This is a genomic window from Kineobactrum salinum, assembly GCF_010669285.1.
Taxonomy (GTDB): domain Bacteria; phylum Pseudomonadota; class Gammaproteobacteria; order Pseudomonadales; family Halieaceae; genus Kineobactrum; species Kineobactrum salinum.
Genome location: NZ_CP048711.1, coordinates 1726307 through 1749359, shown reverse-complemented (window position 1 = coordinate 1749359; position 23053 = coordinate 1726307). Strand labels below are relative to the sequence as shown.

General features: G+C 64.4%; 22 protein-coding genes and 1 pseudogene. 10 read left to right on the top strand and 13 right to left on the bottom strand.

The features are described 5' to 3' along the window. Positions 1–3: 3 nt before the first annotated feature. Genes G3T16_RS07440 through lptM form a run of 4 tightly spaced genes read right to left on the bottom strand, consistent with a single transcriptional unit; the run spans position 4 to position 2997 of the window. The gene (locus G3T16_RS07440) at positions 4–705 is read right to left on the bottom strand and encodes a DUF484 family protein (RefSeq protein ID WP_163494501.1); all 702 of its coding nucleotides are present in this window, start codon (positions 703–705) and stop codon (positions 4–6) included. A gap of 40 nt (positions 706–745) precedes the next feature. After that, positions 746–1576 carry a diaminopimelate epimerase gene (gene dapF / locus G3T16_RS07435; protein ID WP_163494500.1) on the bottom strand — a complete coding sequence of 277 codons (831 nt, stop codon included), beginning with the start codon at positions 1574–1576 and terminating at the stop codon, positions 746–748. Positions 1577–1588: 12 nt separating this feature from the next. Beyond that, positions 1589–2839 carry a diaminopimelate decarboxylase gene (gene lysA, locus G3T16_RS07430; RefSeq protein WP_163494499.1) on the bottom strand — a complete coding sequence of 417 codons (1251 nt, stop codon included), beginning with the start codon at positions 2837–2839 and terminating at the stop codon, positions 1589–1591. An 11-nt stretch (positions 2840–2850) separates the two neighbouring features. After that, positions 2851–2997: an LPS translocon maturation chaperone LptM gene (gene lptM, locus G3T16_RS21050; RefSeq protein ID WP_197911952.1), complete on the bottom strand. Its 147-nt coding sequence runs from the start codon at positions 2995–2997 to the stop codon at positions 2851–2853. Positions 2998–3128: 131 nt separating this feature from the next. Here lptM and G3T16_RS07425 point away from each other — a divergent pair, with 131 nt between their 5' ends. Continuing rightward, the gene (locus G3T16_RS07425; protein ID WP_163494498.1) at positions 3129–4160 is read left to right on the top strand and encodes a DUF3187 family protein; all 1032 of its coding nucleotides are present in this window, start codon (positions 3129–3131) and stop codon (positions 4158–4160) included. Between the two features lie 9 nt (positions 4161–4169). On the opposite strand, the gene argH is transcribed toward G3T16_RS07425, so the two are convergent. After that, positions 4170–5579 (bottom strand): argininosuccinate lyase, encoded by a 1410-nt coding sequence (argH, locus tag G3T16_RS07420; protein ID WP_163494497.1) that lies wholly within the window; start codon positions 5577–5579, stop codon positions 4170–4172. A gap of 120 nt (positions 5580–5699) precedes the next feature. On the opposite strand from argH, the gene G3T16_RS07415 reads away from it, so the two are divergent. From G3T16_RS07415 to G3T16_RS07390, 6 genes are all read left to right on the top strand, one after another. Beyond that, positions 5700–6752 (top strand): sensor histidine kinase, encoded by a 1053-nt coding sequence (locus tag G3T16_RS07415; protein WP_163494496.1) that lies wholly within the window; start codon positions 5700–5702, stop codon positions 6750–6752. Beyond that, a complete protein-coding gene (locus G3T16_RS07410) occupies positions 6749–7477 on the top strand; it encodes a LytR/AlgR family response regulator transcription factor (RefSeq protein WP_163494495.1) in 729 nt (242 codons plus the stop codon). Before G3T16_RS07415 ends, G3T16_RS07410 begins: the two co-directional genes overlap by 4 nt. Positions 7478–7765: 288 nt before the next feature. Then, positions 7766–8698 (top strand): hydroxymethylbilane synthase, encoded by a 933-nt coding sequence (gene hemC / locus G3T16_RS07405; RefSeq protein WP_163494494.1) that lies wholly within the window; start codon positions 7766–7768, stop codon positions 8696–8698. Then, complete coding sequence (locus G3T16_RS07400) at positions 8688–9461, top strand: uroporphyrinogen-III synthase (protein WP_163494493.1); 774 nt, start codon at positions 8688–8690, stop codon at positions 9459–9461. Before hemC ends, G3T16_RS07400 begins: the two co-directional genes overlap by 11 nt. After that, positions 9462–10625 (top strand): uroporphyrinogen-III C-methyltransferase, encoded by a 1164-nt coding sequence (locus G3T16_RS07395; protein WP_163494492.1) that lies wholly within the window; start codon positions 9462–9464, stop codon positions 10623–10625. Positions 10626–10628: 3 nt separating this feature from the next. Continuing rightward, the gene (locus tag G3T16_RS07390) at positions 10629–11900 is read left to right on the top strand and encodes a heme biosynthesis HemY N-terminal domain-containing protein (RefSeq protein ID WP_163494491.1); all 1272 of its coding nucleotides are present in this window, start codon (positions 10629–10631) and stop codon (positions 11898–11900) included. On the opposite strand, the gene ubiD is transcribed toward G3T16_RS07390, so the two are convergent. The 3 genes from ubiD to trxA all read right to left on the bottom strand — a co-directional run bounded on the left by ubiD (position 11897) and on the right by trxA (position 15308). After that, positions 11897–13378: a 4-hydroxy-3-polyprenylbenzoate decarboxylase gene (gene ubiD / locus G3T16_RS07385; protein WP_163494490.1), complete on the bottom strand. Its 1482-nt coding sequence runs from the start codon at positions 13376–13378 to the stop codon at positions 11897–11899. The genes G3T16_RS07390 and ubiD overlap by 4 nt on opposite strands. 87 nt (positions 13379–13465) lie before the next feature. After that, entirely contained in the window at positions 13466–14734 is a 1269-nt protein-coding gene (gene rho / locus G3T16_RS07380; protein ID WP_163494489.1) for a transcription termination factor Rho, read from the bottom strand. A 247-nt stretch (positions 14735–14981) separates the two neighbouring features. Continuing rightward, positions 14982–15308 (bottom strand): thioredoxin TrxA, encoded by a 327-nt coding sequence (gene trxA / locus G3T16_RS07375; RefSeq protein ID WP_163494488.1) that lies wholly within the window; start codon positions 15306–15308, stop codon positions 14982–14984. A gap of 183 nt (positions 15309–15491) precedes the next feature. On the opposite strand from trxA, the pseudogene G3T16_RS07370 reads away from it, so the two are divergent. Then, positions 15492–15722, top strand: a pseudogene (locus G3T16_RS07370) (GIY-YIG nuclease family protein); the annotation flags it as partial. Here G3T16_RS07370 and abc-f read toward each other — a convergent pair. Continuing rightward, positions 15712–17607: a ribosomal protection-like ABC-F family protein gene (abc-f, locus tag G3T16_RS07365; RefSeq protein ID WP_163494487.1), complete on the bottom strand. Its 1896-nt coding sequence runs from the start codon at positions 17605–17607 to the stop codon at positions 15712–15714. The pseudogene G3T16_RS07370 and the gene abc-f sit on opposite strands and share 11 nt — an antisense overlap. Before the next feature lie 51 nt (positions 17608–17658). Between abc-f and G3T16_RS07360 the strand changes: the two genes are divergently transcribed. Continuing rightward, positions 17659–18123 carry a TIGR02444 family protein gene (locus G3T16_RS07360; RefSeq protein WP_163494486.1) on the top strand — a complete coding sequence of 155 codons (465 nt, stop codon included), beginning with the start codon at positions 17659–17661 and terminating at the stop codon, positions 18121–18123. Between the two features lie 192 nt (positions 18124–18315). Continuing rightward, positions 18316–19092: an FKBP-type peptidyl-prolyl cis-trans isomerase gene (locus G3T16_RS07355; RefSeq protein ID WP_163494485.1), complete on the top strand. Its 777-nt coding sequence runs from the start codon at positions 18316–18318 to the stop codon at positions 19090–19092. Here G3T16_RS07355 and G3T16_RS07350 read toward each other — a convergent pair whose 3' ends face one another. The 4 genes from G3T16_RS07350 to G3T16_RS07335 all read right to left on the bottom strand — a co-directional run bounded on the left by G3T16_RS07350 (position 19093) and on the right by G3T16_RS07335 (position 22864). Beyond that, positions 19093–19578: an Rsd/AlgQ family anti-sigma factor gene (locus G3T16_RS07350; RefSeq protein WP_163494484.1), complete on the bottom strand. Its 486-nt coding sequence runs from the start codon at positions 19576–19578 to the stop codon at positions 19093–19095. Positions 19579–19904: 326 nt separating this feature from the next. Next, complete coding sequence (locus tag G3T16_RS07345; protein WP_197911951.1) at positions 19905–20408, bottom strand: disulfide bond formation protein B; 504 nt, start codon at positions 20406–20408, stop codon at positions 19905–19907. 31 nt (positions 20409–20439) lie between these two features. Beyond that, positions 20440–22026 carry a glutamate--cysteine ligase gene (gshA, locus tag G3T16_RS07340; protein ID WP_232059299.1) on the bottom strand — a complete coding sequence of 529 codons (1587 nt, stop codon included), beginning with the start codon at positions 22024–22026 and terminating at the stop codon, positions 20440–20442. Positions 22027–22177: 151 nt separating this feature from the next. Beyond that, entirely contained in the window at positions 22178–22864 is a 687-nt protein-coding gene (locus G3T16_RS07335) for a GntR family transcriptional regulator (RefSeq protein WP_163494483.1), read from the bottom strand. Positions 22865–23053 lie beyond the last annotated feature (189 nt).

Sequence of the window (23053 nt, the reverse complement as noted above, 5' to 3'; positions counted from 1 at the left end):
GGGCTAGCCGGCGCCGGACAGGCGCGGTATCAGGCGCACCAGGACTTCGGCGATATGCTGCAGAAACAGTGTCCCCATGCTGCTGTTGTAGAGGTTCGGGTCGGAGCTGCCGACGGCGATGATGCCCAGCTCGGCGCCATTGAGCAGCGGCATGGTGGCGGCCGAACCCACCTCGCCCGCCTCCGGGAACAGGTAGTTCAGTTCCTCCCGGCGCAGCGCGCCGCAGGTGGCCTTGCGGCTCCGCAGCAGGGCTCCGATCTCGATCCGCGCCCGCTCAGCGCTGTCGGTCCGCACTCCCGGAGGAGCGCTGTGGCGGTCGCCAAACAGGATGATGCTGGCATGTTCGACCTCGAAATCCTCCGCCATCGCCCGGTGAAAGGCGGCGCAGAGTTCTCCCAGCTCATCGGCTTCCAGCAGCGCCAGTACCAGGCGCCGGGTCTGCTCGTACAGCTTGTCGTTGTAACGGGCGTTGGCGGTCAGCGCATTGAGGCGCTGCCGCATCTCGATATTGCGCTCGCGCAGCACACTGACCTGCTTTTCCACCAGCGATACCGCACTGCCGGACGAGTGGGAGACATGCAGGAAGTCCAGCATGTCCGGATGGCGCTGCAGGAAGTCACTGTGATGCTTCAGGTACTCCCGGACCTGTTCGTCGGAGAGTGCGGCCGCAGCCGGACTTGCAAGTTGATCGGGTCTGGCTGCCATGATGCTGTTTTCTCCCTGCTCATTCGGCCGCTGCGCGGCTTCAGATTCTGATGCTGCCTTCAAACACCACTGCGGTGGGACCGGTCATTACCACCGGGTGGCCGGCCCCGGCCCAGGCGATTTCAAGCTTACCCCCAGGCAGGTGAACTGTCACGACACCTTGCAACCAGCCACGGCTGATGCCGTAGACCACGGCGGCACAGGCGCCGGTGCCGCAGGCGAGGGTCTCACCCGCGCCACGCTCGAACACCCGCAGCCGGATCTCCCGCTCCGAGACCACTTCCATGAAGCCAACATTGACCCGCTGCGGAAAATCCGGATGCCGCTCCAGTGCCGGCCCCAGGCTGTCCACCGCGGCCTGCGCCACGTCCTCCACCCGCAAAATGGCGTGGGGATTGCCCATGGACAGCGCCCCCAGCTCCAGCTCGCGGCCGTCGAGCGCAACGGTGTAGGAGGCTGCCCGTGTCGCAGCGCGCAGCGGAATGCGCTCCGGTTCGAACTCCGGTGCACCCATGTCGACTTCCACCTGCTGTTTGTCCCGCACCCGCAATTCGATGATACCGCCGGCGGTTTCCACCCGGATAATGCGCTTGCTGGTCAGCTGCTTGTCCCGCACGAAGCGCGCAAAGCAGCGCGCGCCATTGCCGCACTGCTCTGCCTCACTGCCATCGGCGTTGTAAATGCGGTAGCGGAAATCGACCTCGGGCCGTCCCGGCGGCTCGACCACCAGCACCTGGTCGCAACCCACGCCGAAGTGCCGGTCCGCCAGCAGACGGATGTCGCGGCTGCGCAGCCTGCAACGCTGGCTGATCAGGTCGACAACCACGAAGTCATTGCCGGCGCCGTGCATCTTGGTGAATTTCAGCAACATGGGTGGGTCATCTCAGTGGGGCAGGCGCTGTTCCAGGTCCATCAGCCCGGCAATGGTCTCGCGCTCGCGCACCAGATGGACGCGGTCACCGTCCACCATGACTTCGGCCGCCCGCGGCCGGCTGTTGTAGTTCGAGCTCATGCTGAAACCGTAGGCGCCGGCGCCGAAAATCGCCAGCAGTTCGCCCTGCTGCAGCGACAGCTCGCGCTGCTTGCCGAGGAAGTCGCCGGTTTCGCAGACCGGCCCGACGATATCCCACAGTGCCTGTCTGCCCTCGCGGTGGCGCCGGGTGGGCTGAATATCCAGCCAGGCCTGGTACAGAGCGGGGCGGATCATGTCGTTCATGCCGGCATCCACCAGCGCGAAGTGGTGTTCCGGGGTCTGCTTGAGGTATTCCACCCGGGTCAACAACAGGCCGGCATTGGCGGCGATGGAGCGACCCGGTTCAAATACCAGGGGTAGCTCGCGCTCGCCCAGCTCCGCCCGGATGGCGGCGATATAATCCTCTATCGCAGGCGGTGTCTCATCGCGGTAGCGCACCCCCAGGCCGCCGCCCAGATCCAGATGGCGGATGGCAATGCCCTCGGCGGCCAGCTCGTCCACCAGCCGCAGCAGGCGCCGCAGCGCGTCGATAAACGGGCTCAGTTCGGTAAGTTGGGAACCGATATGGCAATCCAGGCCCAATACCTCGATATGCGGCAGCATCGCCGCCTGGCGGTACAGCGGCAGGGCCTCGGCCACGCCCAGGCCGAACTTGTTTTCGCGCAGACCGGTGGAAATGTACGGATGGGTGCGGGCGTCGACATCCGGATTGACCCGGATCGAAACCGGAGCACACTGGTTGCGGCTGCCGGCGACCCGGTTCAACACCTCCAGCTCGGCGGCTGACTCCACGTTGAAACAATGGATGCCAACCTCCAGCGCGCGCGCCATCTCCGCCGGAGTCTTGGCTACACCTGAAAATACTGTCCTGGCGGGGTCGCCGCCGGCGGCCAGGACCCGTTCCAGCTCCCCCTGCGAGACGATGTCGAAACCCGCTCCCCGGCGCGCCAGCACATCCAGCACCGCCAGGTTGGAGTTGGCCTTGACGGCATAGCAGATCAGGTGCGGGCAGCCTTCCAGCGCGTTCTGGTAGGCGCTCAGGGCCTGCTCCAGCGCCGCCCTGGAATAGACATAGCAGGGGCTGCCGTACTGCTCAGCGATGGCGTCGACCGCAACCTCCTCGGCAAACAGGGCACCATCACGGTAGCTGAAGCTGTTCATCTGCGGCGTACTCACTTGCTGTGGCGGGGCGAGCCGGCATAACCGGCAGGTGTGGTCTGTTCTTCCGGTGGTGGCAGCTGCAACGGGCCGGTCTGGCCGCAGCCCTGAAGCAGTGCGCACAGCAGCGCCACGGCCGCGGGGGTAAACGGGGATTGCATTGTAGGCGTTCCATGTGCAAAAAAAGCGCAGTATACCTGATTCCGCTGCGGATTTTGTCATCTGCGGCGGCTACCATGACCGCTGCCGGCAGTGCGGGTACAGTCACGGCGGATACTCCGGAGAAATACAGATGATGCAGCGAGGCAGGGTGGAAACAGGGCCGGTCGGCGGTGGGCAATCCGGTCGACGTGGCCGCTGTCCGGGGCTGTTGGCAGGACTGCTGCTGGCCGTGCTGGCCGATGCCAGCGCCGCGGTCGAGCCTCTGTACAGCAAGAATCTGAGCCCGGCGGCGGGACTGCTGGGCTTGCCGTCGCCGCGCGCGGCGGCGCTGAGCGCGGCAGGGAGCTGGCAATTGGCCATTCACGGCAGTATCGGCAGCCATTTCGTCGTCGACGAGAATGGCGCTGAGCTGCTGCGGCTGGACGGTGAGAGCCAGCGCCTGGCATTGGAGCTTCGCCACGGCCTGGGCGAGCACTGGGAATTACAGCTGGAGCTACCCTGGCTGGCTCACAATGGGGGCGCCCTGGACAGCCCGATCGATGGCTGGCACGATCTGTGGGGCATGTCTGACGGCGGCCGCTCCGAGCTACCGCGGGATCAGCTGGACTTCCGCTATCGCGGCCCCGGAGCCGAATTTACCCTGCGCGACAGCGCTGCCGGCGCGGGTGACCTGATGCTGGCGCTGAACCGGGCGCTGTGGACGGGCGAGACCTTGCGACTGAGCGCAGCTCTGGGCTACAAATTTGCCACCGGCAGTGAGCGCGAACTGCTCGGCAGTGGCGGCGAGGATGCCCATCTGGCGCTGCGTGCGGGCTGGACACCGCGCGACAGCCGCTTCAGCTGGCAGGGCCAGGCCGGCTACCTGCGGGCGGGGCGTTCCGGGTTGCTGGGCGCCGGGCAGCGACGTGAGCTGTGGTTTGCAGGGGTGGCGTTGAACTGGGCGGCGAGCGGACGGCTGGCCCTTGTCGGCCAGATCGACGCCCACGGCGCGCCGCTGGACAGCGCCCTCCCGGCGCTGGGCGGCAGCTCGCTGCGTCTCAGTGCCGGTGGCCGCTGGCAGTTCAGCCACCGGTGGGCGCTGGAACTCAGCGTGGTCGAGGATATCCGGGTGGAGACGGCGCCGGATGTCATTTTCCAGGCCAGCGTCCGCTGGCGTCCCTGAGCGCTGCGCTCAGGCGGGGCGGGGCCGTTCCATGATCCGTGCCAGCGCGCGTTCCGCCGCGGCGGCGACCTGCAGCGGTGCAGTGCCCCCCAGATGGTCGCGGGCAGCGACCGAACCTTCAAGTGTCAGCACTTCATACACATCGGACCCGATCGCGGCACAAAAGCCCTGCAGGGTCGGCAGCGACATCTCGGCGAGATCCTCGCCGCTGGCGACCCCGTGGGCCACCGCCTTGCCGACCACCTCGTGGGCATCGCGGAACGGCAGTCCCTTGCGCACCAGGTAGTCCGCCAGGTCCGTGGCGGTGGAAAATCCCCGCCGCGCCGCCTCCCGCATTGGCTCCGTTTTTGGACGGACGGCGGGCACCATGTCGGCAAAGGCGCGCAGGCTGCCCAGCACGGTATCTATGGTATCGAACAGCGGCTCCTTGTCTTCCTGGTTGTCTTTGTTGTAGGCCAGCGGCTGGCTCTTCATCAGGGTCAACAGACATACCAGGTGGCCATTGACGCGTCCCACCTTGCCCCGCACCAGCTCCGGCACATCCGGGTTTTTCTTCTGCGGCATGATGGAAGAGCCCGTGCAGAAGCGGTCCGGCAGTTCGATGAAGTTGAACTGGGCCGAGGTCCACAGCACCAGTTCCTCTGCAATTCGCGACAGGTGAGTCATCAGCAGCGCCGCAAAGGCGCAGAATTCAATGGCAAAATCGCGGTCCGATACCGAGTCCAGCGAGTTTTCCGTGGGGCGGTCGAAACCCAGGGCAGCGGCGGTCCGGTGGCGATCGATGGGATAGGTGGTGCCGGCCAGCGCGGCGGCGCCCAACGGTGACTGATTGAGTCGTTTGCGACAGTCCATCAGCCGCCCGTGGTCCCGTTCCAGCATTTCATTCCAGGCCAGCAGGTGGTGACCAAAGACTACCGGCTGCGCGGTCTGCAAATGGGTGAAGCCCGGCATGATGGTGTCGCAGTTGGCGGCTGCCAGCGCAATGGTACCTTTTTGCAGGCGGGTCAGCTCGACCCCGATCAGGTCGATCGCGCTGCGCAGGTGCAGCCGGATATCGGTCGCCACCTGGTCATTGCGGGAGCGTCCAGTATGCAGTTTCTTGCCGGTTATGCCGATCAGCTCGGTGAGCCGGGCCTCGATGTTCATGTGCACGTCTTCCAGCTCGGCGGACCAACGGAAGTTGCCGGCGGCGATCTCCTGTTCAATGGTGGCCATGCCCTGGCGGATATGCGCCAGTTCCTCCTCGCTCAGTATGCCCGTAGCACTGAGCATCTCGGCATGGGCCAGGGAGCCGCGAATATCCTCCCTTGCCAGGCGCTGGTCGAATCCCACCGAGGCGGTAAATTGCTGCACGAACTGGTCGGTAGCCTCGGTGAATCGTCCGCCCCACAGTTTGCTGGTGTCCTGATTGTCGCTCATGTTGCCTCATTTTTACTGACCGGGGACCGCATCCGGACCGCCGATGATTGGTGACTTATGACTTGTTCGCCGCTGGCAAGGGTGCAAGTATACCATCCGGGCGGAACGGGGAACGGTCCAATGCAGGGTTCGACAGGGCGACCTTCAGGCACGGCGGTGGCGGGGGAATTCTTCATCCCCGACCTGTGCGCACCCCGTCCGGTACTGTTTCTGGTGTTGTTGACCGAGTTGATGGTGTTGGTCTACACGCTGGTCATCAGCCAGCTGCCACAGTTCAACTGGAACGTGCTGGCGCTGACCTCCCTGTTCGTGCAGTGGCTGGTACTTGGCAGTACTGCGCTGCTCTGCGCGCTGCGCGCGGTGTTCGCCCGTCTTGGCCTGCCGCTGGCCGTGGCTGGCAGCCTGGCGCTGGTACTGCTGGTCACCGCTTTGTCCAGCCAGTTGGCGCTGTGGCTATATCCCGAATTGCTGACCGTGACTGCCGGCGGCTGGTGGCTGCTGCGTAATCTGCTGGTGGCGGCGGTGATCGGCGGCATCGCGCTGCGCTATTTTTACCTGCAGCAGCAACTCGCCCTGCGCGAGCGCTCGGAACTGCAGGCGCGGCTGGATTCCCTGCGGTCCCGTATCCGCCCGCATTTTCTGTTCAATACGCTCAACAGCATTGCCAGCCTGATAGCCTCCCATCCCGAGCGCGCCGAGACTGCGGTGGAGGATCTGGCGGAGCTGTTCCGGGCCAGTTTGCGGGAGGCCGGGAGAGACACCACGGTGGCCGATGAGTTGCGGCTCTGCGAGCTCTATCTCGGCATTGAGCAATTGCGCCTGGGGCAGCGGCTGCAATTCAGCTGTGAGGTGGAGGCCGGCCTGCTGGAGCTGCCGATGCCCAGCCTGATCCTGCAACCGCTGGTGGAAAACGCCGTCTATCACGGCATCTCCCGGCTGCCGGAAGGGGGACAGGTCAGCATGCGCCTGTTCCGCAATGCCGGGCAACTGGTAGTGGTAGTGGCGAATCCGGTGCCGCTGACCGCGGCCGGGATCCGCGGCGAGCGCATCGCAGTGTCGAACATTGAGCAGCGCCTGCTGGGCCTGTTCGGCGATGATGCCAGCCTGCAGCTGGGGCCCGAGGGAGATCAGTTCAAAGCGGAACTGCGCTATCCGGTGGCGGAGCCGGCGTGAAGATCCTGGTGGTAGATGACGAGCCGCTGGCGCGGGATCGCCTGTTGCGGCTGTTGCAGAAACTGCGGCCGGAAGCGACGGTGCTGCAGGCCGGTTCCGGGGAGCAGGCGCTGATAATGCTGGCCCGGGAGCAGCCCTCCCTGTTGTTGCTGGATATCCGCATGCCGGGGCTGGATGGCATCGCGGTGGCGGTGCAGCTCGATGCCCTGCCGCAACCCCCGGCACTGATTTTCTGTACCGCCTACGATGAATATGCGCTGGAGGCGCTGCGCCACCAGGCGGTCGCCTATCTGCTCAAGCCGGTGCGCGAGGCGGAACTGGCACGCGCGCTGGCGCTGGCCGGGCGGGTGAACCGGCTGCAGCTGGAAGCGCTGGACGGCGCCCTGCCGACCGGCCGCAGCCAGGTCAGCAGCCAGGGGCACCGCGGCGTGGAAACCCTGCCGGTGGCCGAGGTGCGCTGCTTCGTGGCGGAACAGAAGTACGTCAATGCCGTGGCACCCGAGCGTGAGCTGTTGCTGCCGGATGCGCTCAAGGATCTGGAGTGTGAGCTGGCACGGGATTTCGTCCGGGTGCACCGCAATGCGCTGGTCGCGCTGCGCCACGTGCGGCGTCTGCGTCGCGACCCCGACGGCTGCTGGTATGTGGAGCTGGACGGGGTGGCGCTCTGTCCCCAGGTCAGCCGTCGTCATCTGGCCGAGGTCAAGGCACGATTGAAGAGTCGCTAGAACGAGCGGCACTTGAGGCTCCAAATCGTAGAGAGGTCGCCGTTTCTGGAGGGTGCTTTCGAGACCGTATGCGACATGGATGTCGCATCCGAGCCCCCAGGGATGGGTTCACGGCGTGTCTCGTAAGCACCCTCCAGAAGCGGTGACCGGATTAGCTGACACCTGATCATCTAACCAAGTGCCATTCCGATCAGAGATGATGCCGCCGGGCACCCCGACGGTTGCGGTCGGTCGCCGCCACCAGGTGTGGCTGTTATCATGAGCGGGAATTCCATGGAACCCTAGCGCATGCCCCGCACAGTAACCATCGCCACCCGAGAAAGCCCGCTGGCCCTGTGGCAGGCCGAGTATGTCAGGACCGCGCTGCAGCGCGCCCACCCGGACCTGCGGGTGGAGCTGCTGGGGATGACTTCGCGCGGAGACCAGTTGCTGGATGTCCCGCTGGCCAAGGTGGGAGGCAAGGGCCTGTTCGTGAAGGAGCTGGAGACGGCGCTGCTGGATCGCAGTGCAGACCTTGCGGTGCACTCGATGAAGGATGTGCCGATGGATTTCCCTCCCGGGCTCGGCCTGGGGGTGATCTGCGAGCGCGAGGACCCGCGCGATGCGTTCGTCAGCAACCGCTTTGCCAGCGTCGCCGGGCTGCCAAAGGGCAGCGTGGTCGGCACCTCCAGCCTGCGGCGGGAATGCCAGTTGCGTGCCGCCCGGCCGGATCTGCAGGTCCATTTCCTGCGCGGCAATGTCAACACCCGGCTGCGCAAGCTGGATGCGGACGAGTACGACGCCATCATCCTGGCCACCGCGGGCCTGTTGCGCCTGGAGCTGTCCGATCGGGTGCGCCAGCGCATGCCGGTGGCGGAGTCTTTGCCGGCCGGGGGGCAGGGCGCGGTGGGTATCGAGTTGCGCAGTGACGATACCGGGTTGCTGGAGCTGCTGCAGCCGCTGCACCATGAAGCCAGCGCGCTGCGGGTCACCGCCGAGCGCGCGCTCAATCGCCGGCTGGAAGGGGGCTGCCAGGTACCTATCGCCTGCTATGCCGAGCTGTCTGCCGGGGGTGCCGAACTCTGGCTGCGGGGGCTGGTCGGGAGGCCTGATGGCAGCCTGTTGCTGCGGGCGGAGGGCCGTGCGCCCGTGGCACAGGCCGAGGCTCTGGGGATAGCGGTGGCCGAGGACCTGCTGTCCCAGGGCGCCGGCGCTATCCTGGCCGAAGTCTATGGCCGCTAGCGCAGTACTGGTGACGCGTCCGGCCGGGCAGGGCGACAGCCTGTGCCAGGCCATTGCCGGCCGCGGCCGGCCGGTGCACCAGCTGCCCCTGCTGGAATTGCAGCCATTGCCTGCGCTGTCTGCACAGGAGCGGGCGCGAGTGCTGGCGCTGGATGAATTCCAGCACATCATTTTCATCAGCGCCAATGCGGTGCGTTTTGGTATGGCCGTGATCGAAGACCACTGGCCTCAATTGCCGGTTGGTCTGCACTGGTATGCGGTGGGCGACGGAACTGCCCGCGCGCTGGCCGGCCACGGCGTCAGCGCCGAGGTCCCCGGTCTCGAGATGAGCAGTGAAGGCCTGCTGCAGCTGCCCGGCCTGTCCCGGGTAGAGGGGCACCGGGTGTTGCTGGTGAAAGGTGAAGGCGGGCGCGGGCTGCTGGCCGGTGAATTGGCGCGGCGCGGAGCGCAGGTGGAAACCCTGGCCTGTTACCGCCGCTGTGCCCCGCGCTACGCAGGCGGCGAGTTTGTCGCCGCATTGCAGCGCTGGCAGATCGGCATCATTCTGATCAGCAGCGGGGAGGGACTGGAGAACATGTTGGCGTTGCTCGATCCGGCGGAAACCTCTAAGTTACAGTCTGTCACCCTGTTGCTGCCCTCGGCCCGTGTGGCCGAGACAGCGGCGGCGGCGGGGTTCAGGCACCGGATAGTGGCGGACAATGCATCTGATGAGGCCATGCTGCGCGCCCTGGAGCAATGGCAGTCCGGCAGCGGAGAGGATTGAGTGAGCGAACAGCAGAAACCAACAACGCAACACACTGCAAGCGAGCCCTCCGCGACGGAGGAGACCGCGGACACGCCCGCGAAGGGTGAACAAGCGCCGCCGCCCGCGGCTCGCGGCGGTGCAATCGCATGGTTGGCATTGCTGCTGGTGGTCGTGTTGGCGGCCGCTGCTGGCTGGCAGTGGTGGCTGGCACAACAGCGCGAGTCAGCCCTGCTGCAACGCCTGGAGGCGCTGGAAAACAGACCGCAGCCAGAGCTGCCCGCCGCGCCTGCAGCGCCGGATTACAGTGAGATCCGGGCTGAACTCAAGCAGCTCGAGCAACGATTGCGAGCGAGCCTGGAGCAGGGACTTGCCGATCTGCGGCCGCGATGGCGCGAGCAGGACGAGCGGCTGCAGCAACTGGAAGCGCAACTTGCCGGGCAGAGCACGAAACTGGCCAGGATTACGGGTGGCGACCGGGCGAACTGGCTGCTGGCGGAGGCGGAATACCTGCTGCGACTGGCCAATCAACGCCTGATCATGACCGCTGATGTCGGTTCCGCCCGGGCCTTGTTGCAGAGCGCGGACCGCATTCTCCGGCAACTTGACGATGTCTCCCTGCATCCGGTTCGTCGCGCGCTGGCGGGAGAGCTGGCGGCATTGCGCGCGGTACCGGAAGCGGATATTGAAGGCCTCTACCTGCGGTTGGCGGCGCTGGTGGACCAGGTGCCGGAACTGGCCATTTTCGAGCTGCCCCGGCGTGAATCCGAGCCCGTCACAGACGATGCCGGGAGCTGGCAGGGCCGTTTGCGGCAGGGCTACCAGGAGGCGCTGCGCAAGCTCTCCGGCTATGTCACGGTGCGGCGCCGGGAACTGCCGGCCACGGCGCTGATCGATCCGCAGTGGGAGGGCCTGCTGCGCCAGAACCTGGTAATGTTGCTGCAGCAGGCCCAGGCGGCGCTGTTGTCCGGCAACGCAGTGCTGTATCGCGAAAGCCTGCAGCGGGCCCATCGCTGGGTCAGTGAGTTTTTCCTCACGGACGAGGCCGCGGCACGGGCGATGGCGGGGGAAATCGATCAGCTCGCGGAACAGCCGGTGGGGGTCGAGCTGCCGGACATCAGCGCTTCGCTGCGCGCGCTGGATGCAGCGGTAGCCCAGCGCACACTGCGCGAAGAGGACCAATAGCTTATGCGCAAGCTCTTGCTGCTGGGATTGCTGGCTTCACTGGCGGGTGTCGCGGTGGTCGCCCTGATCGAGAAGGACCCCGGCTACATCCTGATATCCCAGGGCAACTACACCGTGGAAACCAGTTTCTGGGTGGGGCTGGTGCTGTTGCTGCTGGCGGTACTGCTGCTGTACGCGGGAGTGGCGCTGTTGCGCAAGTTGTTCGCCGGCCAGCGTTCCCTGCGCGGCTGGCTGGGTGTCCGCAAGGCCCGGCAGGCGGCGCGGGTCACCAACCGCGGTTTGATCAGTTTTATCGAGGGCAACTGGGAACAGTCCCGCCGCTGGTTGCTGCGCGGCGCCCGCCACAGTGAGGCGCCGCTGCTGAATTACCTGATGGCGGCCAGGGCCAGCTACCAGCTGGACGAGCCGGAACGGATGCGCGAATACCTGGGTGCGGCGGAGCAATCCGATTCGGCAGCCGGTATCGCCGTGGAGCTGACCCAGGCGGAACTGAAACTCCAGGGCCGGCAGTTTGAGCAGGCGGTGGCGACTCTGGAGCGGGCCCGCCGCAATGTGGGCAAGCATCCCTATGTACTGAAGCTGCTGCGCAATGCCTACCTGGGCCTGGAAGACTGGGACCAGCTGCAGGAACTGCTGCCGGACTTGCGCAAGCACAGGGTTCTGCCGGAGGATGAACTGGCGCGGCTGGAGCACGAAGTGTACAGCCGGCGTTTGCTGGCCTGTGTCGACGGCGCCGGCGATACTGCTGACCAGGGGCAGCCGCTGGACTGCCTGCACCGGACCTGGCAGTCGATGCCAGCGGCACTGCGCGCAGCGCCTGAACTGCTGTGCGGCTATGTGGGCCTGCTGGTCCGCGAAGGCGCCCATGCAGAGGCCGGCAAGCTGGTCCAGCGCGGGCTGAAGCACCGCTGGGACAGTGGTCTGGTGCGTCTCTACGGTTATGTCGAGTTGCCGGATACCGGCCGCCAGCTGGCCCAGGCGGAGAGCTGGTTGCCGGAACATTCCGGCGACCCCCAGCTGCTGCTGTGCCTGGGAAGGCTGGCCTGCCGCCACGGTCTATGGGGCAAGGCCCGGGATTATTTCGAGGCCAGTTACAAGCAGCGCCGCAATCCCGAGGTGTGCGCGGAACTCGGGCGCCTGCTGGCCGCGCTGGGCGATGCCAGAGGCAGTGCCGCGTTTTTCCGCGAGGGTTTGCTGCTGCGCGAAAAGAGTCTGCCGCAACTGCCGCAACCGCAACCGCAGCCGGGCCTGGAGCACAGGACTGGCCCTACCTAGCCTATCCCCAGCTGGCTCCACAGTTCGTCGATGCGGGCCTTGACATCGGCACTCATCGCAATCGGCCGGCCCCATTCACGGCTGGTCTCACCGCTCCACTTGTTGGTGGCGTCGAAGCCCACCTTGGAGCCAAGGCCTGCCGTTGGCGAGGCGAAATCCAGATAGTCTATCGGCGTGTTGTCGACAAACACGCAGTCCCGGCGCGGGTCCATGCGTGTGGTCATCGCCCAGATCACATCCTTCCAGTCGCGCGCATTGATGTCGTCGTCGGTCACGATCACGAACTTGGTATACATGAACTGGCGCAGGAATGACCAGACTCCCAGCATGACGCGCTTGGCGTGGCCGGGATACTCCTTGCGCATGGTCACCACCGCAACCCGGTAGGAGCAGCCCTCCGGCGGCAGATAGAAGTCGGTGATCTCGGGGAACTGTTTTTGCAGGATGGGGACGAACACCTCGTTCAGCGCCAGCCCCAGGATCGCGGGCTCATCCGGCGGCCTTCCGGTGTAGGTGCTGTGATAGATCGGGTCCTCGCGATGGGTGATGGCCTCGACGGTGAAGACCGGAAAGCGCTCCACCTCGTTGTAGTAGCCCGTGTGATCCCCGAACGGCCCCTCGTCCGCCATTTCCCCGGGTTCGAGATAGCCCTCCAGGATGTACTCGGCGCTGGCGGGCACCTGCAGGCCGTGCTGGCGGCAGCCCTCGGTATGGCATTCCGCCACTTCGGTCTTGCTGCCGCGCAGCAGGCCGGCAAAGGCGTATTCGGACAGGCTGTCGGGCACCGGCGTGACGGCGCCCAGCGTGGTGGCCGGGTCGGCGCCCAGGGCGACCGCCACCGGATAGCGCTGGCCGGGATTCTGCAGTTGCCAGTCGCGGTAGTCCAGCGCTCCGCCGCGGTGGGATAGCCAGCGCATGATCAGCTTGTTGCGGCCGATCAGCTGCATCCGGTAAATGCCCAGATTCTGACGGCTTTTCTTGGGCCCGCGGGTAATGACCAGGGGCCAGGTCACCAGCGGCCCCGCATCATCGGGCCAGCAGGTTTGTATCGGCAGCCGATACAGATCAACCTCATCCCCCTCCCGGGCGTGATACTGGCAGGGCGGGTTGCGTATCAGTTTGGGGGCCATGTTCAGCACCTGTTTCAGCAACGGCGCCTTGTCCCAGGCATCGCGCAGGCCCCTGGGTGGTTCCGGCTGGCGCAGGTAGGCAAGGATTTCGCCGATCTCGCGCAGTGCGCCGACGCTGTCCGCGCCCATCGCCAGAGCTACCCGGGCCTGGGTTCCAAACAGGTTGGCAAGTACCGGCACGCTGTGACCCTTTGGATTTTCGAACAACAGCGCGGGGCCGCCGCCGCGCAGCGTGCGATCGGCGATCTCTGTCATTTCCAGATTGGGGTCTATTTCCTGGCTGATACGCAGCAGCTCGCCGCGTTGTTCCAGGGCGGAGATGAAGGCGCGCAGGTCGGTATAGTTCACAGGCTGTCCGTCGGTCTGTGCATGGCTTGGCGGACAGTATAACGCGCTGCGGGCCCGCGCAATGCGAAGCCCGCGGCCGGTGCAGACTTATTTGCGCTTCATGGACATGAAGAACTCGTCGTTGGTCTTGGTATCCTTGAGCCGGTCGAGCAGAAACTCCACCGCGGGGGTGTCCTCCATGCCGTGCAGCAGCTTGCGCAGGATCCACATGCGGGCCAGTTCTTCCTCACCGGTGAGCAGTTCTTCGCGACGGGTGCCGGAGCGGCGGATATTGATGGCGGGGTAGATGCGTTTTTCGGAGATCTTGCGGTCGAGGTGCAGTTCCATGTTGCCGGTGCCCTTGAACTCCTCGTAGATCACCTCGTCCATCTTGGAGCCGGTGTCGATCAGGGCGGTGGCGATGATGGACAGGCTACCGCCCTCTTCGATATTGCGCGCCGCGCCAAAAAAACGCTTGGGCCGCTCCAGTGCGTGGGCATCGACACCGCCGGTCAGTACCTTGCCGGAGCTGGGCACCACAGTATTGTAGGCGCGCGCCAGGCGGGTGATGGAGTCCAGCAGGATGACCACGTCGCGCTTGTGTTCCACCAGGCGCTTGGCTTTCTCGATCACCATGTCGGCCACCTGGACGTGGCGTGAGGGCGGTTCATCGAAGGTGGAGGCAACTACCTCGGCGCCGCGCACACCCACCGAGCGCTGCATCTCGGTGACTTCCTCGGGGCGCTCGTCGATCAGCAGGACGATCACGTAGCACTCGGGATTGTTGCTGATAATGGCCTGGGCGATGCTCTGCATCATGATGGTCTTGCCTGCCTTGGGCGGCGCCACCAACAGGCCGCGCTGGCCCTTGCCGATGGGCGCGACCAGATCTATCACTCGGCCGGTCAGATCCTCGGTGCTGCCGTTGCCCTTTTCCAGGGTCAGGCGCTCGTCGGGAAACAGCGGCGTCAGGTTTTCAAACAGGATTTTGTGCTTGGCGTTTTCCGGCCGGTCGAAGTTGACGTCACCGACCTTCAGCAGGGCAAAGTAGCGCTCGCTGTCCTTGGGCGGTCGGATCTTGCCGGAGATGGTATCGCCGGTACGCAGGTTGAAGCGGCGTATCTGGCTGGGCGAGACATAAATATCGTCGGGGCCGGCGAGGTAGGAGCCTTCCGCCGAACGCAGGAAGCCGAAGCCGTCCTGCAGGATTTCCAGAACACCGTCGCCGTAGATGTCCTCGCCGCTCTTGGCGTGGCGCTTCAGGATCGCGAAGATAATGTCCTGTTTGCGTGATCGAGCCATGTTTTCCAGGCCGATCTCTTTGGCGATATCAATGAGTTCCTGGGTGGATTTGGTCTTGAGGTCAGTTAGATTCATAGAGTGTGCTGGGTTGATGTTCGGGAAAGAAAAACAATGCAAACGGACGTGACGGGCGGACCTACCGACCATGGGCAACGTGGATGCAGCGTTAAATCGTTGGGTGGCAGAATTATTATTGCGGCACGGGGCCGTGCAACGGAAGGAAATGTAGCACGGTGGGAGAGGGTCGTCTACCGCTTTTTGCGTGTTTCATCGCGCCCTCCCTGGCGCAGCCAGACCGCCAATAACCGGTCTGGCGGAAGTTTCAGACCACTTCCTTGATGAAGTCGGTCAGCTGGCTCTTGGAAAGGGCGCCGACCTTGGTGGCCTCGGCGCTGCCGCCCTTGAACAGGATCAGGGTGGGAATGCCGCGGATGCCAAACTTGGGTGGAATGTCCGGGTTGGCGTCGACATCGACCTTGCATACTTTCAGTTTGCCGCTGTATTCCGCGGCGATTTCTTCCAGCACCGGCGCAATCATCTTGCAGGGGCCACACCACTCGGCCCAGAAATCTACCAGTACCGGGATATCCGAATTCAGTACCTCGGCGTCAAAGCTTGCATCGCTGACGTGTACGATTTGTTCGCTCATTGCGCTCTCCAGTTGGCGGTTTGATGCCCGACCTGTGCCGGAAATCAGAGGCGCAATGATACCATTGCCCTATCGTCGTACAACCGGGCCGTCAGGAGTATTTCGTTATGTCCTTATTACCATCCGGTGTGGCAGCGGCATGAGTGACGGCCTGCCGGCGGCCGCCCCGGCTGGTTCGTATACGTACTGGTGTGTGCCGATGGCAGCCTGTATACCGGTGTGACAGTGAATCTGCAGCGCCGCGTGCAGCAGCACAATGGCACTCTGGCGGGCGGGCCGCGCTACACCCGTGGCCGCCGACCTGTGCATCTGCAGTGGAGCGAAGCGGCGCCGGACCGGGCTGCCGCACTGCGCCGGGAAGCCGCGATCAAGCGTCTGCCGCGCGCGGCCAAACTGGCATTGTTCAGCTGTTGAGCTGCTCCAGGCTGTGCTGCAATTCCAGCCAGCGTTCTTCGAGCTGGTCGGCAAGCAGCTTCAGTTCTCCCTCTTGTTTGAGCAGGCTGGCCAGCTCGCTCTTGCGTTCCTCTGCATACAGCTCCGGGTCTGCCATTTGCTGCTGCAATGCAGCCAGCGCCTGCTCCTGGGCCTCCATCGCCTGTTCGGTCTTCGCCAGCTGTTGCTGCAGGGGGCGCCTTTCGGCCCGCTGTGCGGCCGCCTGCTGGCGCTTTTCCTTGCGCTTCACTTCGGGCACCGCCGCCGCGGTGGGTGCCGCCGGTTTGCCGCCGCCGCGGTAGCTGGACAGAATCCACTGCTCATAGGCGCGCAGGTCGCCTTCATATTCCTCGACCTGACCATCATGGACCAGGAGCAGCTCGTCCGCGGTGTTGCGCAACAGGTGGCGGTCGTGGCTGACCAGGATCAGGGCGCCCTCGTAACCCTGCAGCGCCATTTCCATGGCGTTGCGCATGTCGAGGTCCAGGTGGTTGGTGGGTTCGTCCAGCACCAGCAGATTGGGGCGCTGCCAGACTACCAGCGCCAGCGCCAGGCGCGCCTTCTCGCCGCCGGAGAAGGGGGCGATCGGGCTGGTGGCTGCGTCGCCACGGAAATTGAAGCCACCGAGAAAATTGAGTACTTCCTGTTCTCTGGCATCGGGGCTCAGGCGCTGGATATGCAGCGCTGCGCTTGCCTCCAGATCCAGCGCTTCCAGTTGCTGCTGGTCGAAATAACCAATCCGGCAGTGCTCCCCGGCCTGCCGGGTACCGGCCAACAGCGGCAGTCTGCCGATCAGGCTCTTGAGCAGCGTGGACTTGCCGGCGCCATTCTTGCCCAGCAACGCAATGCGCGAGCCGGGACGCAGCATCAGGTTGACCGGCTTGAGAATGGTCTGGCCGCCGTAGCCCAGTTCGGCCTCGTCCAGTCGCAACAGCGGATCACTGCTCCTGCCGGCGGGTGGAAACACGAAGTTGAATGGTGAGTCGATGTGGGCCGGCGCCAGTTGCTGCATGCGCTCCAGCTCCTTGAGACGGCTCTGGGCCTGGCGCGCCTTGGTGGCCTTGTAGCGAAAGCGGCGCACAAAGTCCTCGATATGGGCAATTCTGAGCTGCTGCTTCTCGAAGCTGGCCTGCTGGTTGGCGAGCATTTCCGCCCGCAACCGCTCGTAGTCCGAGTAATTGCCTTTCCAGGCCTGCAACTGGCCCCCCTCGATACTGAGAATGCGCTCGCAGGTGGCGTCGATGAAGTCGCGGTCGTGGGAGATCATCAGCAGCGTGCCGGGATAGCTCTGCAGCCATTGCTCCAGCCACAGGGTCGCGTCCAGGTCCAGGTGGTTGGTGGGCTCGTCCAGCAGCAGCATGTCGGAGGGCGCCATCAGCGCCCGGGCCAGGTTGAGGCGGATGCGCCAGCCGCCGGAAAAGTCGCTGACCGGCCGCCCGCCGGCATCCGTGGCGAAGCCCAGGCCCTGCAACAGCCGGTGGACCCGGCGCTCGGCGCTGTAGCCGTCGGCCTCTTCCATGGCACTGTGGAGGCTGGCTGCGCGCTGGAAGTCACCGTTGTGCTCGGCTGCCCTCACTGCCTCGACCAGGGCCGCAAGTTCGGCGTCGCCCTGCAGCACATAGCGTCCCGCCAGCTCTTCGGTGCTGGCAACTTCCTGCGCCATATGGGCCAGGCGCAGGTTGCTCATCCCTTCTATTTCGCCGGCGTCTGCCTGCAGCTCGCCCAGCAGCATCGCAAACAGGCTTGATTTGCCACTGCCATTGGCGCCGATCAGGGCCAGCTTCTGGCCCGGCTGCAAGGTGACATTGGCACCTTCCAGCAGAAGTTTGCTGCCGCGGCGCAGTTCAATATCGCGTAGAATAATCATGAGGCCGCGCATTCTACTCGCAGCCTCGCGCGGGAGCCAGCCGGAGACGCAATGAGCAATCCCCTGTGGGAGTTTTCCCTGCAACAATACGGTAAGCCAGATGTCGCCGAGGCCTGTCTGGAGGCCCAGGACCGTTTTGCGGCGAACGTGAACCTGCTGCTGTATGCCGCCTGGCTGACGTGCCAGGGTCTTGAGCTGGATGCCGGGCAGTGGCGCTCACTGGAATCAGAGCTGCAGCCATGGCATCAGCAGGTGGTGGTGCCATTGCGCGAGTTGCGCCGCCGCTGGCGGCAAGTGCCGGCCGCGGCGGGCCTGCGTCAGCAATTGAAGGTACTGGAACTGGAAGCGGAGCAGGAGCAGCAACGGCAGATCTGGGGCTGGCACCAGCGGGCCCGGGCACAGGATGCCGGACCGGCGGGGCTGCGGCGGCAATTGGAGCAACTGTTGAGCGCCGCAGCAGACGATAGCGAGCGTAGCCGGTTGCTGCAGCGGCTCACCGTATTGCTGCTCGCTTGAGCCCGGGGGTGGCGTTGCGGCGCTCTCGGGTAGTATGATCTGGTCCCACTGCGATGATCGCGCTCGTGAGCTCCGCTGATACCGCCTCTCGTGGCCGGCAATTCCATGCCGGCAAGCGACCCGGGGGATACCCGGACGGATGCTTGCGGTCGGATTGCCTCACCTCCCACTGATCAAAAATGGACCAATGCTATGAAAAAATATGCTCTGCCGCTTGCCCTGGTTGCCGCTGTGACCTTGCAGGCCTGCAATCAGCAATCTTCCACCGATAGTGAAGAGACTGCTGAAGTGACGCTGGAGACCTCCAATCAGCGTCTCAGCTACGGCATCGCCTACGGCCTGGGCATGCGGATGGCGTCTGACAATGTGCCGATCGATGTCGAAGCCTTCAGCGCCGGCCTGCGCGATGCCCAGGAAGGTGGTGAGCCGCGCCTGACCGAGGAAGAGATCCAGGCCGAGATGCAGGCCTTCCAGGAAAAGGCGGTGGCTGAACAGCAGGCGGCAATGGCGGCTGCCGGGGAAGCCAACCAGGCCGAATCAGAGGCCTTCCTGACCGAAAATGCGAGCCGTGAAGGCGTGGTAGTGACCGATTCGGGCCTGCAGTACGAGGTGCTTGAGGAAGGTGAAGGTGAAAGCCCCGCTGCCACCGATACGGTCGAGGTGCACTATACCGGCACACTGGTCGATGGCACCGAATTCGACTCCTCCCACAAACGCGGCGAGCCTGTGAAATTCGGCGTCAACCAGGTCATTCCGGGTTGGACCGAGGCGCTGCAGCTGATGTCGCCCGGTGCGAAATGGAAACTCTATATCCCCGCTGAGCTGGCCTATGGCCCCGCCGGCGCCGGTGAGATGATCGGCCCCAATTCAGCGCTGATATTCGAGGTCGAGCTGCTGTCGGTCGAGCCGCAGGAAGCAGCCGAAGAAGCAACGGATGGCGCCGAAGAGGCAGAGTCTGCGGAGGGCTGATCAGGCCTCCCGTGCCGGCGCCTGCAACTGGCGCCGGTGACTGTTGTGAAGGCCGGCGATAAGCCGGTCTTCCAGCACAAAACGCGATTCCAGCATTTCACCCAGCGCCGACAGGTCCCTGCGCAGGGTTTCCGGGTAATTTTTACCGCTGCCGTATTTTTCTTCATAAGCCAGGATCACCTCGGTGGTATCGGTGATCGCGGGCATCAGCTCTGACGCCAGCGCGGCGCCATCGTCACCAAAACTTTCGGCTTCATTCAGCAGTTCTGCGAAAACCTCGAAGTGGCCGGCGGACACATAATCGACGAGCAACTCGCACAGCTGCGCCTGTCGCGGGCCGGAGCGCCCGCCCTGCCCGTGATCGTCGCTGGCCACCACCAGCGCGGTATATTGCGCCAGCAGGGCCCGCCGCTCCTTGAGCCAGTTGGTCAGCAGGGTTTCCACGGCACGAAACTGCTCGGCCGGGTCGTTGCTTCTGTGGGGCATGCGCTACTCCAGGGTGCGTTTGGTCTGGCAGCCACTATAGGCGCCGGGCCGCTGTGGCGGCAAGCGCTGGGTGGCGAGCTTAGGTGCCAAGTGTCCCGGTCCGCCTCTACGGTGGGCCTGCAGAGACACGCCGTAAACCCATCCATGGGGGCTCGGTTGCAGCGTCCATGCTGCAAACGGTCTCTGCAAGCCCACCGTAGAGGCGAACCTGCCTGCACAGTATTAACTCGCTATGGATCGTGGGACTTGCTGCGGCACAATCGCCGTGCCGAGCCAGATCTACAGTGGATCTGGCCTGATGGCTCGGCTGAGGACATCGCTGCTGGTTAGCGGGTCGGGTAGGAGCGCAGGGTCTGCCACAGGCTGACGATTGCCACGGCGATGAACAGCATCAGTGTCTGCTCGGGGATGCTGAAGCCCAGCAGGGTCCAGTGGGTCTCGGCGCAGTTGCCGTCGCCCATCAGTACCATGTTCAGGGTCTCGCTGAACGGCAGTGTCTCCAGCATGTATTCCAGGCTGGGACCACAGGCGGGCACCTGTTCCGGGGGCAGGTGCTGCAGCCAGACGTGGCGTCCGGCGATCGCGGCGCCGAGGGCGGCCGCCAGCACGCACAACGCGCCGTAGACGCGCCGGCCCGGGCCGCGCGGGTTATGCACGGCTGCCAGCAGCGCGAGCAGGCCTCCCAGCACCACGAACACCCGCTGACTCATGCACAGCGGGCAGGGATGCAGGCCCAGCTGGTGCTCCAGGTAGGCGGCAAACAGCATCGCCAGCAGTGCGGTCAGTGCAAGACCAAGATAGACCAGGCGGGGAGAAAGGGTTTGCAGCATACGGGTCGTGGTCCTTGTGGCTGACAGGCTCCTAGAGGTCCCGGTACTGGGCATAGAAGCGGGCGAGGTAGGACTCGAAATCCAGGGTATCTGAGGCCTCCATGTCTCGCTGGGCGGTCCACGAGCTCAGGGTTTCGTCCTCGAACCGTTGTTCGACAGCGGCGGCCAGCGGACGTTCACGGAAATGCTGCGCCCAGCGTTCACTGTAGTCCATCGCCAGCCGGAAAAACGGCTGTTCCCGCTCACGCATTTCCCGCAGTATCCGGGCCGAAGGTGTGCGCTCGGGGTCGGCTGTGCGGGCGCGCTGTTCCATCAGGGCCGCGCTGTAGGCCGTGCTGTCGTGAGTGTCGTCCAGCAGCCCGGCAATGCCGGCCATGTTGTCCAGCAGTTCATCGGCCATGGTTTGCAGTGGCTGGGGACCGGTGGCGGACTGCAACTCAAGCCCCGGTTCGCGGCCGCGGTTGACCACCGTCAGCAGATTGCCGGCCTGCAGGCTGCGTTCGCTTGCTTCGCAGGGCGGGCTCTCTTCCAGCATGCAGTACAGCAGGAAGGTGTCCAGGAAATGGACCTGTTCGACATCCAGCCCCAGCGGCGTGAACGGACTGACATCGATGCAGCGTACCTCGATGTATTCGATACCGGCGCGCTGCAGCGCGTTGAGTGGGGTTTCCCCCGGCCGCGTGATCCGCTTGGGCCGGATAGTGCTGTAGAATTCGTTTTCGATCTGCAGCAGGCTGTCATTGAGCTGCTGGTAGTTGCCATCCTGGCCGCAGGGGAAGTCCCGATAGGCTGCGTGGGGACGCATGATTGCGTCGCGCAGGGCGTGGATATAGTTGTCCAGGCTGTTGTAGCAGACAGTGAGCCCCTTCTGGGCCTCACTGTTGTAGCCCAGGTCGCCCATCCGCAGCGAGGTGCCGTGGGGCATGTGCAGGGTCCTGCCGCGTTCGTCGAAGGGCTGCAGGCCGTGTTGGTCGCGCCCGCTTAGAAAGCTGGCGCAGACCGCGGGTGAGGCACCGAACAGGTAGATCAGCAGCCAGGAATGGCGGTGGAAGTTGCGAATCAGGCCCAGGTAGCGATTGGTGATGTAGTCCTGCAGTGGCTCCGGTTCACCCGCATCCTGCCAGGCCCGCTGCCAGTAGTCCGCCGGCATTGAGAAGTTGTAGTGGATGCCCGCTATGGTCTGCATCAGGCGGCCGTAGCGATGGCCCAGGCCGTAGCGGTAGACGGTTTTCATGCGTGCCACATTGGAGCTGCCGTATTCGGCCACCGGGATGCTGTTGTCATCGCTGACCACGCAGGGCATGCTGGCCGCCCACAGCAGCTCCTGGTCCAGTTTGCGGCAGACGAAGCTGTGCACATCCGCCAGCGTTTCCAGGGTCCGGGTTGTGCTGGTGTCCACCGGGGTGATGAATTCCAGCAATGCCTCCGAATAGTCGGTGGTAATGGACGGGTGCGTCAGCGCCGAGCCCAGGCTCTGCGGGTGCGGCGTCTGGGCGAGCCTGCCGTCGGCAGTAACCCGCAGGCTCTCCTTTTCGATGCCGCGCTGGATCCTGTTGAGCAAATCGCGATAGCCGGGCCCTGTCAGGGTGTGCAATTGTCGCTGCAGGTGAGGGGACAAGCGGAACTCCTTGTGGTGGGGCGGAGGATCAGGGAGGCACGGCACCCGGTGGCCAGAGCGGCGTAAGTTTAGCCGTCTATCGCCGGCGAGTACAGATGCAGCAATGTCCCGATCCTGCAAACTGAAGGGTCGTCGCGGTGGCTCCCGGGTACTACAGTTTCAGGTCCTGGTTCAAGAACTGGGCGCTGGTGAAGATGCTGGTCAGGATCCTGTCTTCCACCTGGCTCAGGATGTCGTGGACGGCTTCGCGAATGCTGGCGGGTTCATCGCTGCGCAGCGCCTGCAGGACCCGGGCCTGCTGCTCGCTGGAATAAGGCGAGCGATTGTTGGCCTTGATGTACAGCCAGTAGATGCGCATCGCAGTGTCTTCCAGTTGCTGGATCCAGTCCAGCATCAGCGGATAGCCGGCGTTGGCGCAGACCATCAGGTTGAGGGCCTTGTTCTGCTGCAGCATTTGCAGCGCGACACCGTCGTTGTCCATGGGCCGCAGTTCCCGGATTTCCGCATGCAGCGCCTCCAGCGCCTCGTGATCCACCGATGCCGCCGCCAGCGCCCATACCTGGGGCATCAGTATCTTGCGCAGCGCGAAGTTCTGTTTGATCTCCATCGCTGTCAATGGCGCGACCAGCGTCACCCGCGGCGATACGGTCACCAGGAATTGTTTGGCGATCAGGCGTTCGATCAGGTTGCGGGCCAGTGTGCGGCTGATGCCGAACATGTCGCTGAAGATGTTTTCGGACACCTTCTGGCTGGGCGACAACTGCTGGGTGACGATCGCATCCATGACCTGCTGATAGGCCTGATCGGCTTCACTGTTCTTGAAATCCTGCTTGACCATGGTCTCCTCCCGCTGCGCCGGCCACTGGCATGGAAGACCGGTATGGCTCCTGAGTGGCGCGATCACTATTGTATGAGTAGTTTAAGCAGGCGTAAAACCATTTTAACGCAGCCTTACATTAAATTAGAGCCGCTAAATAATGGTTGTAATATTTTTTAAAGCTGTAATAATCAAGTAGCAATAACGATT

What these genes read in the sequence shown, in the direction of transcription:
- G3T16_RS07440 (WP_163494501.1), bottom strand. Translation starts at nt 705, where the DNA reads ATGGCAGCCAGACCCGATCAACTTGCAAGTCCGGCTGCGGCCGCACTC.
- dapF (WP_163494500.1), bottom strand. Translation starts at nt 1,576, where the DNA reads ATGTTGCTGAAATTCACCAAGATGCACGGCGCCGGCAATGACTTCGTG.
- lysA (WP_163494499.1), bottom strand. Translation starts at nt 2,839, where the DNA reads ATGAACAGCTTCAGCTACCGTGATGGTGCCCTGTTTGCCGAGGAGGTT.
- lptM (WP_197911952.1), bottom strand. Translation starts at nt 2,997, where the DNA reads ATGCAATCCCCGTTTACCCCCGCGGCCGTGGCGCTGCTGTGCGCACTG.
- G3T16_RS07425 (WP_163494498.1), top strand. Translation starts at nt 3,129, where the DNA reads ATGATGCAGCGAGGCAGGGTGGAAACAGGGCCGGTCGGCGGTGGGCAA.
- argH (WP_163494497.1), bottom strand. Translation starts at nt 5,579, where the DNA reads ATGAGCGACAATCAGGACACCAGCAAACTGTGGGGCGGACGATTCACC.
- G3T16_RS07415 (WP_163494496.1), top strand. Translation starts at nt 5,700, where the DNA reads ATGCAGGGTTCGACAGGGCGACCTTCAGGCACGGCGGTGGCGGGGGAA.
- hemC (WP_163494494.1), top strand. Translation starts at nt 7,766, where the DNA reads ATGCCCCGCACAGTAACCATCGCCACCCGAGAAAGCCCGCTGGCCCTG.
- G3T16_RS07400 (WP_163494493.1), top strand. Translation starts at nt 8,688, where the DNA reads ATGGCCGCTAGCGCAGTACTGGTGACGCGTCCGGCCGGGCAGGGCGAC.
- G3T16_RS07390 (WP_163494491.1), top strand. Translation starts at nt 10,629, where the DNA reads ATGCGCAAGCTCTTGCTGCTGGGATTGCTGGCTTCACTGGCGGGTGTC.
- rho (WP_163494489.1), bottom strand. Translation starts at nt 14,734, where the DNA reads ATGAATCTAACTGACCTCAAGACCAAATCCACCCAGGAACTCATTGAT.
- trxA (WP_163494488.1), bottom strand. Translation starts at nt 15,308, where the DNA reads ATGAGCGAACAAATCGTACACGTCAGCGATGCAAGCTTTGACGCCGAG.
- abc-f (WP_163494487.1), bottom strand. Translation starts at nt 17,607, where the DNA reads ATGATTATTCTACGCGATATTGAACTGCGCCGCGGCAGCAAACTTCTG.
- G3T16_RS07360 (WP_163494486.1), top strand. Translation starts at nt 17,659, where the DNA reads ATGAGCAATCCCCTGTGGGAGTTTTCCCTGCAACAATACGGTAAGCCA.
- G3T16_RS07355 (WP_163494485.1), top strand. Translation starts at nt 18,316, where the DNA reads ATGAAAAAATATGCTCTGCCGCTTGCCCTGGTTGCCGCTGTGACCTTG.
- G3T16_RS07350 (WP_163494484.1), bottom strand. Translation starts at nt 19,578, where the DNA reads ATGCCCCACAGAAGCAACGACCCGGCCGAGCAGTTTCGTGCCGTGGAA.
- G3T16_RS07345 (WP_197911951.1), bottom strand. Translation starts at nt 20,408, where the DNA reads ATGCTGCAAACCCTTTCTCCCCGCCTGGTCTATCTTGGTCTTGCACTG.
- G3T16_RS07335 (WP_163494483.1), bottom strand. Translation starts at nt 22,864, where the DNA reads ATGGTCAAGCAGGATTTCAAGAACAGTGAAGCCGATCAGGCCTATCAG.